Raw genomic sequence first — 15,236 nt, forward strand, 5'->3', positions numbered from 1 at the left:
CTGCCGCTGTCGATGCCGATCATCGCGGTCATGGCCCTGTTCTACGGGGTGGGCAACTGGAACAGCTACTTCTCGGCGCTTATTTACCTGAACGATTCGGCGAAATACCCGCTGCAGCTGGTGCTGCGCCAGATTCTGGTGCTGCAGGAAATGGCCGCGCAGGGCGGAGGAGCGATCGACGCCTCCACGGCGGCCGCGATGAACAACAAGGCGGAAATCGCCGCCCTGGTGAAGTATTCCGTGATTATCGTCGCCACCATTCCGGTGATTGTCATTTACCCGTTCCTTCAGCGTTATTTTGTGCAAGGTGTCATGATCGGTTCGGTTAAGGGCTGATCTTGCCATAGATCAATAACTTTAAAAGGGGAGTTGTTGTCATGAAAAATCTTCGCAAAGCATCATCCATTCTGCTCTGCCTGACGATTTCCGCCAGCCTGCTTGCAGCCTGCGGATCTTCTAAGGGAGACGGAGGAAGCGGATCCGCATCATCCGATAGTTCGGCGACCGCGGAGGGAGTCAAGAAGGAAGGCTTTCCGATTGTGGATAAGCCGCTCACGCTGAAAGTCATGTCCCAGGACGCGGGCGTGGCCGACTGGAACAAAATGCCCGTGTTGCAAGAGATGGAGAAATTGTCGGGCATCCATCTGGAATACCAGCTTTCGCCGATCGACAGCTTTGAAACGAAGAAGAATCTGATGTTCGCCAGCGGCGATCTGCCGGATATGCTGTATGCGGCTGACCTGAAGCCGTCGGAGCAGGTGACGTACGGAACCCAGGGCGTCCTGATTCCGCTCGAAAAATACATCGACGAAGGCTATGCGCCGAACATCAAGAAAATTCTCGACGAGCATCCGGATGTACGCAAGTCGTTTACGACGCCTGACGGTCATATGTATGCCCTGCCGTTTATCGACACGGCCGCCGTCTGGTACCGCAGCCCGATGTGGTATAACGGCAAGTTCCTGAAGGCGCTGAACGTAACCGAGCTGCCGAAGACGACCGACGAGCTGTACACGCTGCTGAAACGCTTTAAGGATGAAGACCCGAACGGCAACGGCAAGAAGGATGAAATTCCGCTGACTTCGGTTAAGCTGGATGATTTGCGGATGTATTTCTTCGGATTCTGGGGCATGTATGACGAGAAGATTTACGCAGACAAGGACGGCAAGGTACACTACTCCCCTCAAGAAGAAGGCTACAAGGGTTACTTGACCTTCATGAACAAGCTGTGGAAGGAAGACTTACTGGATCACGAGACGTTCTCGCAGACGGCCGACCAGAAAAAGGCCAAAGGACAAAACAACCAGATCGGCCTGTTTAACGACTACTTCCCTTACTTCACGCTGGGCGGCGAGCCAAGCTCGGACAACCCGCTCATGACACCGGTTGCCAGCGAAATTGCGGGAACGCCGGTTTACGGCAAGCATCCGGGCATGTCGGCTAACGGCACGTTTGCGATCACAAGCAAGGACCCGGCGCCGGAAGCGACGATGCGCTGGATCGACTATCTGTACAGCTACGAGGGTTCGACGCTGTTTAACCAAGGACCGGAAGGCGTGCTGTGGAAGTACAAAGACAAGGAAAACCACGTTAAAGAATGGCTGCCGGTACCGGGCGGCGGCGACCGCGAAGAATACCGCGGCAAAATTACGCCGAACTTCGGCATCCTGACGCCGGGCGTCAACGATCCGGAAGTGACCAAAGGCCTCAGATCTGAGTTCGACGACTGGATTGACAAGGAGAATGCGGAGAAGCTGACGCCAATCGGCAAATCGCCGTTCCCGAACGTCTATCTGACGAACGAACAGCAGAGCGAAGCGTCCGCCTTGATGTCCGACCTCGATACCTACGTGCAGCAGATGGAAGCGAAGTTCATTACCGGACAGGAGCCGCTTTCCAACTGGGATAAATACGTGGCGCAAGTGAAAAAGATGGGGTCTGACCGCATCGTGGAACTGTACCAAGCCGCATACGACCAGTGGAATACCGGCAAATAAGCCGATTCATACCATGTGCAAGGAGCCAACATATCCCGGCCGCGAGCCGGGGGTTGGCTAATTGTCATTTAAGACGGGACGAGGCAGCTTGCACCCGTCATCCATTTCAATTTTCCACTTAAATAAATACATAAAAAACCGAAGCATTTCTGGAAGAAGGCCAATGAGGCGCTGCAGCTTGCGACCCAACGATTCCGTTTTCGGGTTCGGCGCAGCCCTTGGTAACCGTCCGGAACCCAGAGGGTGCAGCGGGATCAAGGGATATGGAGGGAGATCCAGTGAGTTACCAAGATTCTGCTTTGAGCAGCGAGACGAGAGCGGAGCATCTGCTCAGCCTTATGACGCTGGAAGAAAAGGTCGGGCAGCTTGTGCAGCTGTTCGGCTGGAAAACGTACCGGCGGGAGGGAAACGGCGTCGCGCTGGACGAAGCGTTTAAGGAGGCCGCTGAGCGAGGCGGCATCGGTTCGCTGTACGGCGTGCTGCGCGCCGACCCATGGACGGAAGTGACGCTGGCGACAGGACTGTCGCCAAAGGAAGGTGCGGAGACGATCAACGCAATCCAGCGGTACGCGATCGAGCACTCGCGCCTTGGCATCCCGATCCTGTTCGGGGAGGAGTGCTCGCACGGTCATATGGCGATCGGGGCGACCGTGTTTCCGGTGCCGCTGACGCTGGCCAGCATGTGGAACCCGGAGCTGTATGAGGAGATCTGCCGGGCGATCGCCCTGGAGACGCGCAGCCAGGGCGGAGCTGCCACGTATTCCCCGGTGCTCGACGTCGTCCGGGATCCCCGGTGGGGGCGGACGGAGGAGACGTACGGGGAAGATCCGTGGATCGCTTCCGTGATGGCGGAAGCGGCGGTGCGGGGGCTGCAGGGCAAGCGGCTGGACGCCGACGACAGCGTCATTGCGACGCTGAAGCATTTTGCCGGCTACGGCAGCTCGGAAGGTGGACGCAACAGCGCGCCGGTTCATATGGGGCTGCGCGAGCTGCACGAGGTGGACCTTCGGCCGTTCAAGGCGGCGGTCCGGGCCGGTGCAAAATCGGTCATGACCGCGTATAACGAAATCGACGGCGTGCCGTGCACCTCCGATAAATATCTGCTTACAGACCTGCTGCGCAAGGAGTGGGGCTTCGACGGATTCGTCATTACCGATTGCGGTGCCATCAACATGCTGGTGTGGGGGCATGACACGGCGGCCGACCCGCAGGAGGCGTCCGCCATGGCGGTGAACGCCGGCGTGGATATGGAAATGTCCGGCGACATGTTCCGTGCGCACTTGGCAGCGGCTGTGCGGAGTGGGCGCACCCGGATGCAGACGCTGGACCAAGCGGTACTTCGCGTACTGAAGGCGAAGTTTGAACTGGGTCTGTTCGAGCAGCCTTATGTCGACCCGGAACGGGCAGCCCGCGTCATCGGCAGTGAGGAGCACATCCGGCTCGCCCGCCAGGCGGCCGTCGAAGGCATCGTCCTGCTGAAGAATCAGGAGGACACGCTGCCGCTGTCCAAGGAGTCGGGGACGGTCGCGGTCATCGGACCGAATGCCGACAACGTGTACAATCAGCTCGGAGACTATACCTCCCCGCAGCCGCGGGAGCAGGTGTCAACCGTGCTGGACGGCATCCGGGCCAAGCTGGCGCACGCGCCGGAGCGGGTGCTGTACGCGCCGGGCTGCCGGGTCAAGGATGACAGCCGGGAAGGCTTCGGCCTGGCGCTGAAGACGGCAGCCGCCGCGGACACGATCGTGCTCGTGCTCGGCGGGTCGAGCGCGCGCGATTTCGGCGAAGGCACGATCGACCTGCGCACCGGTGCGTCGGTCGTGACGGACCGCCCGCACAGCGACATGGACTGCGGCGAGGGCATCGACCGCTCCACGCTGGGGCTGTCCGGCGTGCAGCGGGAGCTGGCGGAGGAGCTGGCCAAGCTCGGGAAGCCGCTGGTCGTGGTGTACATCAACGGCCGGCCGGTTGCGGAGCCGTGGATCGACGAGCATGCCGACGCCATCCTGGAGGCATGGTACCCGGGACAGGAGGGCGGCCATGCGATCGCCGATATCGTATTCGGCGACGAGAACCCTTCCGGCCGGCTGACGGTCTCCGTTCCGAAGCATGTCGGCCAGCTGCCGGTCCGCTATAACAGCAAGCGTACGACCGGGCGGCGCTACCTGGAGACGGATTTGGAGCCGGCCTATCCCTTCGGGTTCGGGCTCAGCTACACCGAGTTCGAGTACGGCCCGGTGATCGTCTCGCCGGCGGAAATGACGCCGGAAGGGCGGGCGGAGGCTGCGGTAACGGTGACCAACACCGGCAGCCGGGCCGGAGCGGAAACGGTCCAGCTGTACATCTCCGACAAGGTCAGCACGGTGACCCGGCCGAAGAAGGAGCTGAAAGGCTTCGCCAAGATTTGGCTGCAGCCGGGTGAGACGAAGACGGTCACGTTCGGGATCGGGCACGAAGAACTGTCTTTCATTGACCGTGATCTGAATCCGGTCGTCGAAGCCGGCGAATTTGAAATTCAGATCGGCCGGCATGCCCAAGACGTGCAGTCCGCTGTACTGACGGTCCGGGGAAAAGAGTAAGGCCGCGGGAAACAAGCCCTTGTTTGCTGGATGACCCGGCCCAAGTTCGCAGAAGTGCCGAGCCGGATCGCGCCGCGGCTGAACGGAAGCCGCCGGTCCCGGCTGGAGCTCCAGGCCGATGAAGGCAGGATTGCGCTGTATGGCCGGAATGCCGGCCGTTATCCGCTGGATATCGTGATCCACTGCCAATAACACAGTCACTTAAAAAAGCAATCGCACGATAAAATAGTCGGGAGGCCTGGCAGCATGATGCTGCCGGGCCTTTTTTTGTGCCTGAGATCCCCGGGGCATCCTTATGTATTTTTTTACAGATAAATATTGACAAAGGGGGCGGCCGAGAGTAAATTAAACAACGTATTAAACACTGTTTAAATTTGCTGCATGACAGGAGAGGGGGGGCAGGTGAAAGAACCGATGAAGGAAGACACCGCAGGGCATACCTCAGGAACCGACACCAAACACGACATATTGAAAGCCACCGTCGAGCTGATTCGGGATGAAGGCATTGAGTGTGCCACCTTGCGCCGGATCGCGACCAAGGCGGACACCAACCTCGCGCTGGTCAATTATCACTTCGGCTCGAAGGAAAAGCTGATCACCCAGGCCATCCGTTCCCTCGTGCTGACGTTCGAGGACGTGTTTAACGCGCTGGAGGACGACACGATGCCGGCGAGGGAAAGGCTGAAGCAGTTCTTTTACCGCTATGTCCGCCATCTGCAGGAATACCCGGGGCTGGTGAGACAGATGATCGATCAGACCCGCGTTATTTTCGAGTCGCAGCATGAGTACTCGCATTACTGCAAGGTGATGAAGACCCGGCGGCTGATCGGGACGGTCCGGGAAATTACCGGGGAAGAAGACGACGATAACATCCGAAAGATGCTGATGCAGCTGTACGGGGCGATCTTTTTCCCGGTCATCATGAAGTCCTTTCTGGCCGAAGGCGACGAGGATATGGCCACAACCATCCATATCGCGCCGCTTGAAGAGCAGATTGACACGTTGTTTGAGCACTATTTTCACCAATACAGCTAGATTGGAACGGGAAACCAAACTATATATAGAAATGAGTGGAGAGATTTATGTCTAAAACCTTGGCGGGCAATCCCGCCGCAGAAGTTCCGTTCTCGCTGAAAAAGATCATTCCGCCCATGCTGGCCATTATCGTCGGTATGATCATGGTCATTCTGGACAGCACCGTGGTCAACGTGGCGGTGCCGAACCTGGTGAGCTACTTTCACACCGACCTGAAGACCATTCAATGGGCGATTACCGGCTATACGTTGGCTCTATCGGCTGTTATTCCGCTGGCGGGCTGGATGACCGATAAATTTGGCTCTAAGCAGGTCTTCCTGGCCACCATCATTATGTTTGTCATCGGATCGGCGCTCTGCTCCATGGCGCAGACGTCGACCCAGCTGATTATTTACCGCGTCATCCAAGGGCTTGGCGGGGGCATGGTCGCGCCGATCGGCATGGCGCTGGTCTTTAAGCTCGCTCCTCCGGAGCGCCGCGGCTCGATCATGGGGCTGCTCGGCATTCCGATGCTTCTCGCACCGGCGCTTGGCCCGATTCTGTCGGGCTGGCTGGTGGAGTATGTGAACTGGCACTGGATCTTCCTGATTAACGTTCCGATCGGGATCGTCGGCGTCATCCTGGGTGTGAAGTTTCTGCCGACAGCGGATCGGCAGCAGACTCCGCACCTCGATTTGATCGGCATGATTCTGGCTCCGATCGCCTTCGCCATGCTGGCTTACGGCGTCAATGAGGGAGGCAGCGTGAGCTGGTCCTCGGCCGGCGCATTGACCGGGCTCATCGTCGGCGGGGCAGCTCTGCTGATTTTTATCGCCGTGGAGCTTCGGCAGAAGAACCCGCTCCTGGAGCTGCGCGTCTTCGGCTCCTCCGATTTTACCCGGGGCATCATTCTCTCCTGGATCATGCAGGCGGCCTTGTTCGGCTCGATGCTGTTCGTTCCGCTGTACCTGCAGCAGATCCGCCAGTTTACACCGCTGGAGACCGGCTTCATCCTGCTGCCACAGGCGCTGGCTTCCGGGATAGGCATGCCGATCGGCGGGAAGTTCTTCGATAAATACGGCGCCCGTCCGGTAGCGATTATCGGCCTTCTCCTCATTTCGGCAGCGCTGTTCAGCCTGTCGCATATTACGGCCGACACGTCGCTGTGGACTATCATGCCGCTGCTCTTCATGCTCGGATTCGGTATGGGCTTGTCGATGATGCCGCTCAATACCCACGTGCTGAACGCCGCACCGCGCAAGCTGGTGAACCGGGTGACGCCGCTGACCGCCGCTGCCCAGCAGGTCGTCGTGTCCTTTGCAGTTGCCGGCATGTCGGGCTACCTGATCAGCCGCACCACCGCTCATGCGAGCCATGGAGGCAATCCGTTGAACGCGGCAGTGCAGGGTTTTGACGATGTGTTCTTCCTGGCCTCCTGCTTCGCGATCGTCGGCGTGGTGCTGTGCCTCATTCTGCGCAGACCGAAGCCGGCCGCCGCGGATGCCACAGACGGAAGCCAGCCGGATCCGTCGCTGATGATCAGCCACTGATCGGCAAATCTTCGAATACATGTCTATACGGGAACCCGGAATCCTTCTTGATGGAGAGAGGCCGGGTTCCCTCTTTTTTGGAAAAATTTGATGTTCACCCGTCGAATTCTGTCGTATCATGAAGCTAGGGCCCTTTACGGGCACGGAGCGTGCTGCCATATCCCTTACTTCTATACTTACGATAAAAAGGAGAAATCGATCATGTCTGAACGTTTTCATATCGTGGGGATTTCCGGAAGTCTCCGCAAGCATTCCCACAATACACAGCTGCTCCATAACGCGGCAGCGCTTCTGCCGGAGGATTTTCGCTTCACGCTTGCCGATATTTCCGTACTTCCTTTGTACAATCAGGATTTGGAAAGTGAACTGCCGGAAGCGGTGAAGCAGTTTGCCGAGCTGCTGCATTCGGGGAATGGCTTTTTGATCAGCTCGCCGGAATATAACGGGCAGCTGTCAGGCGCGTTGAAGAATGCGCTGGATTGGGCTTCAAGACCGGCTCTCCAAACACCGTTGGCCCAAAAACCGGTAGCGCTTATGGGCGCCACGCCGGGCATGGGTGGTACGGGCAGAGCCCAGGTTGGCATACGCTCGCTTTTGTTTGCGCTCAATATGGATTCGGTGAACCGGCCGGAATTTTTGCTCCCGCAATCGCATACCAAATTTGACGAATCCGGTGCGCTGACGGACCCGATGGCCCAGCAGATTATGCAGCAGCTTGTGGACAATTTGGTCACCAAAATCAAGAAGCATGCCGACGAACAGTAAGTAAGCCAGCCGGCCTTGCACGTTGATTGCAAGCAAGCTGATATCGGCCTATTCCCGGTCATCCTTCCCGTTCAACGGGGCTTCGGGTTTCTACGCTGCGGTCAAGCATCGGGAACGGAATACTTAACAACAGACGCTGACAAAGGCCTGTCCAACAAGGGATATGGATGAATCGCTTTCGTGCACGCCGTAGGGGCGTCCGCTTACAGGGCGGGAAAGGCTTCCGTACACGGGGATCGCCGTGATGGTTGGAGCCTTTGTTTTTTTAGGAGTCGCTTGAAACCTGAACCCGGGCTTCTGCGTATTACCTAGTTATCCAGCATTTTGCGATGAACCTGTTTCAGCGGGCCGCGACATGGTAAATGAGTGGGAGGGCATAGTTCTGCCCCGTTTGCTGCCTTAGCGGCAGAAGGTGAGGCTTCCTGCAGAATGCCGGATGGAATCATCGAGACTACTTTATAAGGAGAAGATGTAGAAGTGGAAAGTGACAGGTATGTGTTAAATTTGGTTTTGGTTGCGTTACTGATCGGTTTGTCGGCCTTTTTCGTTGCGGTGGAGTTTGCCGTGATCCGTGTGCGGGGAAGCCGGGTCGATCAGCTGATCGCCGAAGGGCGCAAGGGTGCAAGGGCTGTGAAGAAGGTTATCGACAATCTGGACGGATATTTGTCCGCATGCCAGCTCGGGATTACGATTACATCACTCTGTCTTGGTTTCCTCGGGGAGCCGACCGTGGAGAAGATTCTTACCCCGGTGTTTGAGAAATGGCATATGCCTGAAGCGTTAGGCCATTTTCTGTCTCTGCTGATTGCCTTTACGGTCATTACGTACCTGCACGTCGTTATTGGCGAATTGGCGCCGAAAACAGTGGCTATCCGCAAAGCGGAGACCATTGCCCTGCTGACGGCGACACCCATTATCTGGTTTAACAAAATCATGTACCCGTTCATTTGGCTGCTGAATGGATCGGCGAACCAGCTGGTCCGATTGTTTGGCGTAAAGCCCGCTTCCGAGCATGAGGAGGCCCACTCCGAGGAGGAGCTGCAGATTATTCTGAGCGAGAGCCATGAGAGTGGAAAAATCAACGATAACGAATTCGGTTATGTCAGCCGGATTTTCGCGTTCGACAACATGCTGGCTAAGGAAATTATGGTACCGCGTACGGACATGATCTGTTTGGACAAAGACAAGTCGCGGTCTGAAAATATGAAAATTATTAAAGAACAGCAGTACTCCAGATTTCCGCTTATCGACGGAAGCAAGGATAATGTTATCGGCATCATTAATACGAAGCAATTTTTCCTGGCTTATGAAGAAAACGAAGAGCTGGATGTGGCGAACCTGATCCATCCGGTGATGGCGGTATCCGAAGTGACGCCGGTCAATGTGCTGCTGCAGCGGATGCAGAAGGAAGCGACGCATATGGCGATTCTGATCGATGAATACGGCGGAACTTCCGGTCTTGTCACGATCGAGGACATTATTGAAGAGATCGTCGGCGAAATTCGCGACGAGTTCGATAAGGACGAAGTCGAGGACGTTCAGGAGATCGGCGAGCAGCATCTGATTGTGGACGGAAAAGTATCAATTTCAATGATCAATGATTATTTCTTTATGGATCTGGATACAAAGGAATGGGATACGATCGGCGGCTGGCTGTACAGCCAGATCAGCGAAATGGCGGAAGGCGAGACGTTCGTGTACGATGGAACGGCCTTCACTCTGCTGGAGCGGGATCATAACCGCTACTGCCGCATCGAAATCAAGAAGATCAAGATGAGTGAGGAATAAATATGGACAATCCGGTGAATTGGGCAAGCCGTTTTAAGCGGTTTTTACTAAATAACAGATTTGTATTGTTTATGCTGGTGCTATTGCTCCTGGGACTGAACATTCTGGTTCTCACCAAGATTTCATTCGTATTCGAGCCGGTGATCGTCCTGGTCAAAACCGTCGTGCTGCCGCTCATTCTCGCCGGAATTGCGTATTATTTGCTCAATCCGATTGTGGATTTTATGGAAAAGCGGAAGGTGAAGCGCCTGCACACCATTCTGCTGCTGTACGTCTTCATTATCGGCATGCTTGCCGCGCTCGTGACGCTGGTCATCCCGGTCATCCGGGAGCAGATCATGGATTTGGTGAACAATTTCCCGGGCTACGCCGAGATTGCCCGCATCAAGGTCGAAGAACTGATGGGAAGCAATCTGGTCAGCGATCTGCAGGAGACCGTGTCGTTCGATCCGCAGGAGCTGATGAAAACTGTCTCGGAGAAAGGCTCGGAATTTCTGAACCGCACCTGGACGGGGCTTGGCGGATTCGTGGGCGGTCTGATTGAAGTGGTTCTGGCCATCGTGACACTGCCGTTCATTCTGTTCTACCTGCTGAAGGACGGCAAACGGCTGCCGGGTTACATTTTACACTTTGTGCCGACGCGGCTGCGCGGGGAAACCTCGCGGGTCATGAAAGAAATGAACCATCAGATCAGCTCTTATATCCGCGGGCAGATCATCGTCAGCTGCTGCATCGGGTTGCTGCTGTTTGCCGGGTATATCATTATCGGCTTGAAGTATTCGCTGATTCTGGCGATCATCGCTGCATGCACGAGCGTCGTCCCGTATCTGGGACCGGCGATCGCCATTACGCCGGCACTCATCGTTGCGGTCGTCACCTCGCCGATCATGCTGCTCAAGATGGTGATCGTCTGGACCGTCGTCCAGCTCATCGAAGGGAAGTTCATTTCCCCGCAAATTATGGGCAAGACGCTGAAAATTCATCCGATCACGATTATCTTCGTCATTTTGACGAGCGGCAACTTGTTTGGCATCGTCGGCATTCTCCTTGCGGTGCCGGGATATGCCGTGCTAAAGGTCGTCGTATCCCATTTGTACCGCTGGTTTCGGGTGCGCTCGGGGCTTTACGAGCCCGAACCCCCGCCGGCGGTTGCAGCGGGCGACTCCCGGGAGCCGTGATGGCGAGAGCCGCTGGAGAGCCGCTATAGAAAATCGAGTTTTGCTGCAGATGACGTACGTCATAAGGCGTGAAACGACTTTGCTTGCCTAAATCAAAGAAATGGGCCGTCCCCCGGATGTATGGGTCCGAAGGGGGCGGCTTTAATTTTTTGACCGCCCCATTGTAATTCGGGAGGGAGCATGTGATAATGGGTTGTTCGCCTTCCCGAAAGTGGGGGCGGCTGTATTTATGAGTAGCTTGGAGGGAACCAAAAGACGTGGAGCGGTATCCTTTTACGTATGATCCAAAGCGGCCTTTCGTCCAGCAAGCAGGCGAATGGGTCGCCGATGTGTTTTATGATGTGCTGCCGGAAGCGGGATTTGAAATCCGCGACGAGCAGATTTATATGGCTTTTCAGCTGGAGAAGGCTTTTGCCGAGAAGAAAACGATATTTGCCGAGGCAGGGGTCGGAACGGGTAAGACGCTGGTGTACTTGCTCTATTCCGTATGCTACGCGCGGTATACCCGCAGACCTGCGGTTATCGCCTGCGCCGACGAGTCGCTCATCGAGCAGCTGGTCAAGCCGGAGGGCGATATTGCGAAATTGGCCCGCCACCTGGGGCTTCATATCGATGCCCGGCTGGGCAAGTCGCCTGACCAGTACCTCTGCCTGCGCAAGCTGGACGATGTCCGTCTGCGGGACGAAGAAGGGGTGCGCTGGGACGACTTGGCCGCCGGCCTGCCGGATTTCGTGTATTCTACCGCGCCGATGCAGTCCTTTCATGCTTACGGGGACCGGAAGGGATACCCGGAGTTAACCGATGAGGAATGGAGCCGGATTAACTGGGATCCGTTCCAGGACTGCTTCACCTGCGACCGCCGCCACCGCTGCGGCCAGACGCTGTCGCGGGATCACTACCGCCAGGCGGCGGACCTGATCATCTGCTCCCATGATTATTACATGGAGCATGTATGGACTTACGAGGGCCGGAAGCGGGAGGGGCAGCTGCCCCTGCTGCCAGAGCACTGTGCCGTCGTCTTCGACGAAGGGCATCTGCTCGAATCGGCCGCCATGAAGGCCCTCAGCTACAAAATGAAGCATGTCGTGTTTGAGGAACTCATCACGAGGCTGCTTCAGGGCGAGATCCGCGAATCGCTGGCGGTGCTGATCGACGAGGCGATCGTGCAGAGCGAAGCGATGTTCGCGGCATTCGGCCGGCAGAGCCGCAGCGTGGACGGCTCCGACCGGAAGGAAATCGTGCTGGACGGCGCGCTGCTCGCCGAGGTGCACCGGTTCCGCTCGCTCCTCACCTCGATCGAGGAGGAGCTCGTGTTTGAGAGCGAGCTGTACACGCTGAACGAGTACGAGCTCCGGATCGTGGAGGAGCATCTGGAGATGATGCAGAAGGCGCTCCATCTGTTCGAGCGATCCGAGGCGCTGATCTGCTGGGCCGTCGACGGACCGGACGGGCTGACGCTGTCGATCATGCCGAGAACAGTCAAGGAGGTGCTGCAGGAGGAGGTATTCGGCGCGAAGATGCCGATCGTGTTCTCCTCAGCTACCTTGTCGGTTCAGGGCTCGTTCGATTACGTGGCGGACAGCCTTGGCATCGAGAGCTTTCTCTCCTTCTCCGTACCGTCCCCGTACGATTACGCAGATCAGATGAAGGTGCTGACCCCGGCGGACTCCCGGTCGACGGCCGATTTTAGCGGCAAACTGGAAGTCGCTGCCCGCCTTCTTCGCGAATCCGGGGGCCGGGCACTGATCCTGTTTAACGGCAGGGAGGAGCTGCGGCGGTTTAAGCAGGAGCTGGCCGCAGGCACGGTCGAGGTGCCCGACGTTCCGTTCTACTTCGAAGGGGACCAGGAGATCAGCCATTTGATCTCCGCCTTCCAGCGCGAGGAGACCAGCGTATTGTGCGCGGTCAGCCTGTGGGAGGGACTGGACGTGCCCGGACCGGCGCTCTCGAACGTGATCGTCTGGTCGCTGCCGTTCCCGCCGCATGACCCGGTGTTTACGGCCAAGCGCAAAGAAGCGGCAGCGCCATTCGAAGAAGTGGACATGCCGTATATGCTGCTTCGGCTCCGCCAGGGCATTGGCCGGCTGATCCGCTCCCGCGAGGACCGGGGCATCGTCGCCATCCTGGGCGAAGAGCTTGCCGGCAGCACGCCTGTACGGGAGCAAGTGCTGGCGGTGCTGCCCGAAGGCGTAACGCTGCAGGCGTTGTCTTAACCTGCCGAGTCTCAATTGGGTTCAAAGTCGCTCCGGAAACGCCAATTGCCTCATGTTGTTGATCCCGTTAATTTTTCATGAGATGAACCCATTGCCTATGTTAAAGAGCCAACCCCAGCTGATTCTGGAAGGGGTTGGCTTTTTTGTTGGCGCGAGCCGGTCATTCGGGATCGTTCACCGAACCGATAAACAACCATGCCTTGGTCTGTGTATCCTCAATCGCCAGGAAGAACGGCCGGTTCACCGTCATTTCGTGGACTTTTACCTGCATAGAGCCGGATTCTTCGCTGATGACCGTTGCCGCAGCAGCCTCGGTTCCCTTTTCGTTGACGTCGAGCACCATCCGGTGCAGAACCTTGGACAGGAAGAGGGGGCGAATGTCGGCCATATGGGAAAAGTCGGCAGCATCCGGCTGGAAGGCCTGCTTCATGCCGAGCCGGATGAGCGGACCATTCAAGTCGCTTCCGTACTCGGCCTTGAACCGGGGCAGCCCAAGCTGCACGGATGCCTCGTCAAAGGGCTGCTGCCACGGAGCGGGGTCTGCCCATAGCTGCTGCTCCAATTGGTCCAGCGAAGAGCTGGCGGCGGGGAGGATGACCAGCATATCCATGCGGCCGTCTCCGTAAGGAAGGCGGACGGCCTGCCAATCGGGTGTCTCCTTGTACGGCAGCATGTTGGCGGTATGCATCATCGGCAGCGTCCGGACGCCGCCGTCAACCAGCGTAAACGGTTCGTCTTTTGTGTATTCCGGATTAAACGGATCGGTCCATGATCCGTTGAAATAAATCGCGTTGGCCAGCACTGCAATGGTCGTTGGCGACAGCGGCTGCCCCAGCATTTTCTCGATTTTGCCCTCGGTTTCCTTGCTGATCCAGCGGTTGATCGTCTTCACGGACTTGTCAGAAGCGAAATCGACCTCCTGAACCTCGGCCCCGTAGCTCTCCTTGCCTGCCTGGATAAAAGAGTCCTTGAACGGAACGCCCTGCTGATGCCAGATCGCATTGGCGATGTTCAGCCGGACGCCGGAATCTTCCCCTTCCAGCAGCCTGGACAAAATGGCGTTCCCCTCGTTCATTTCGGTAACCGGCATGTCCTTCAGCCCCAATACGGAGGCCATTTCGCGCGCCGTCGTGCCGGCGCTGCCGTTGTATGCGATGGATAGGGCCGTCCAGATGCTGTAGGGGGAGAGGAGGGCATTGTCTCCGGCTTCGGCCTGCCCAGTTAGTTCGCGGTGGAGCTGCAGTCCCAGGCGGTTGTGGGCGGAGATGAGCGCAGGATCGATTTTGTCGGCCTCCTGCTTCCGGGCCGTTAGCGAGATCGGAGGAGTCGGATTGCTGCGTTGGTCCCGGCTGCCGTCTTCCTCCTGCTTCGAGCATGCCGGTAATACCAGCAGGAGCAGGGCAAACAGCAGCGGCAGCGTTTTGGTCTTTGGCATGGATGGTTAGCCTCCTTATCGGTGGAATCAGCAACGCTTTGCGCTAAAAAGTGGAAAAAATCGCGTTACCTACCAGACGTTTCCGGGCCGGCGGAAGTTGCGCCCAAAGCCTATATCATGATGGAAGCGGTGCCACTTCCCGGAATTTGATTCACGCATCTCGGGAACGGTATAATGAGAATGCTTTGAAGTCAATCTAACTGACCAATTTATTCCTTTAAGACAGCAAGGAGTTGTACAACCATGTCCAAAACGTTCCCATATAATCAAGATTTGGCTTCCCTGTTATCGCTCTCCTTCAGCGCGATGAACCAGGAGCTCCATAACCGCCTGAAGGAGGCGGGGTTCGGCGATGTGCGGCCGGCGCACAGCTTTTTGTTCCAAGGCTTGATGCCGGATGGGGCGACAGCCAAGACGCTCGTAGCGCACCTGGGCATATCGAAGCAGGCGGTCAGCCAAATGCTCGACTACCTGGAAGAGTGCGGCTATGTCGCACGCAAGCCCCACCCTTCCGACGGCCGGGGCAAGATGGTTGTCCTGACCGAACGCGGCTGGTCGCTGGTACGGACGAAAGAGAACATCTACAAAGAGATTGAGCAGCGCTGGGCCCGGATGATCGGAAGCGACCATATGAAGACGCTGCAGCAGGATTTGAAGCACATTATCGAAAACGTCAACGAAGAGGATCTACAGCACCCACTGCGCCCTGTGTGGTAG

Annotated in this window: 11 protein-coding genes and 1 pseudogene; 11 read left to right on the forward strand and 1 reads right to left on the reverse strand. The window is 57.2% G+C overall.

All coding sequences use genetic code 11. The features are described from left to right. From C7820_RS30665 to C7820_RS30705, 10 genes and pseudogenes are all read left to right on the forward strand, one after another. Nucleotides 1–336: pseudogene (locus C7820_RS30665) on the forward strand (carbohydrate ABC transporter permease); the annotation flags it as partial. Between the two features lie 41 nt (nt 337–377). Then, the gene (locus C7820_RS30670) at nt 378–1,997 is read left to right on the forward strand and encodes a type 2 periplasmic-binding domain-containing protein (RefSeq protein ID WP_116234272.1); all 1,620 of its coding nucleotides are present in this window, start codon (nt 378–380) and stop codon (nt 1,995–1,997) included. Between the two features lie 278 nt (nt 1,998–2,275). Further along, the gene (locus C7820_RS30675; protein WP_258875600.1) at nt 2,276–4,576 is read left to right on the forward strand and encodes a glycoside hydrolase family 3 N-terminal domain-containing protein; all 2,301 of its coding nucleotides are present in this window, start codon (nt 2,276–2,278) and stop codon (nt 4,574–4,576) included. Nucleotides 4,577–4,606: 30 nt separating this feature from the next. Next, the gene (locus C7820_RS33630; protein ID WP_181909251.1) at nt 4,607–4,768 is read left to right on the forward strand and encodes a hypothetical protein; all 162 of its coding nucleotides are present in this window, start codon (nt 4,607–4,609) and stop codon (nt 4,766–4,768) included. 210 nt (nt 4,769–4,978) lie between these two features. Further along, on the forward strand, nt 4,979–5,611 hold the full coding sequence (locus C7820_RS30680) for a TetR/AcrR family transcriptional regulator (RefSeq protein WP_181909252.1): 633 nt from the start codon (nt 4,979–4,981) through the stop codon (nt 5,609–5,611). A gap of 47 nt (nt 5,612–5,658) precedes the next feature. Next, nucleotides 5,659–7,140, forward strand: coding sequence for a DHA2 family efflux MFS transporter permease subunit (locus C7820_RS30685; protein ID WP_116234275.1), 1,482 nt, complete (start codon nt 5,659–5,661; stop codon nt 7,138–7,140). 201 nt (nt 7,141–7,341) lie between these two features. Beyond that, nucleotides 7,342–7,905: an NADPH-dependent FMN reductase gene (locus tag C7820_RS30690; RefSeq protein ID WP_116234276.1), complete on the forward strand. Its 564-nt coding sequence runs from the start codon at nt 7,342–7,344 to the stop codon at nt 7,903–7,905. Nucleotides 7,906–8,382: 477 nt separating this feature from the next. Further along, nucleotides 8,383–9,693 carry a hemolysin family protein gene (locus C7820_RS30695; RefSeq protein WP_116234277.1) on the forward strand — a complete coding sequence of 437 codons (1,311 nt, stop codon included), beginning with the start codon at nt 8,383–8,385 and terminating at the stop codon, nt 9,691–9,693. Nucleotides 9,694–9,695: 2 nt separating this feature from the next. After that, the gene (locus tag C7820_RS30700; protein WP_116234278.1) at nt 9,696–10,871 is read left to right on the forward strand and encodes an AI-2E family transporter; all 1,176 of its coding nucleotides are present in this window, start codon (nt 9,696–9,698) and stop codon (nt 10,869–10,871) included. 257 nt (nt 10,872–11,128) lie between these two features. Then, on the forward strand, nt 11,129–13,084 hold the full coding sequence (locus tag C7820_RS30705; protein WP_116234279.1) for an ATP-dependent DNA helicase: 1,956 nt from the start codon (nt 11,129–11,131) through the stop codon (nt 13,082–13,084). Nucleotides 13,085–13,244: 160 nt separating this feature from the next. On the opposite strand, the gene C7820_RS30710 is transcribed toward C7820_RS30705, so the two are convergent. Then, the gene (locus C7820_RS30710) at nt 13,245–14,519 is read right to left on the reverse strand and encodes a serpin family protein (protein ID WP_116234280.1); all 1,275 of its coding nucleotides are present in this window, start codon (nt 14,517–14,519) and stop codon (nt 13,245–13,247) included. A gap of 243 nt (nt 14,520–14,762) precedes the next feature. Here C7820_RS30710 and C7820_RS30715 point away from each other — a divergent pair, with 243 nt between their 5' ends. After that, entirely contained in the window at nt 14,763–15,236 is a 474-nt protein-coding gene (locus tag C7820_RS30715) for a MarR family winged helix-turn-helix transcriptional regulator (RefSeq protein WP_076175964.1), read from the forward strand.

Source organism: Paenibacillus sp. VMFN-D1, from assembly GCF_003386155.1.
In the GTDB taxonomy this organism is placed as follows: domain Bacteria; phylum Bacillota; class Bacilli; order Paenibacillales; family Paenibacillaceae; genus Paenibacillus_AQ; species Paenibacillus_AQ favisporus.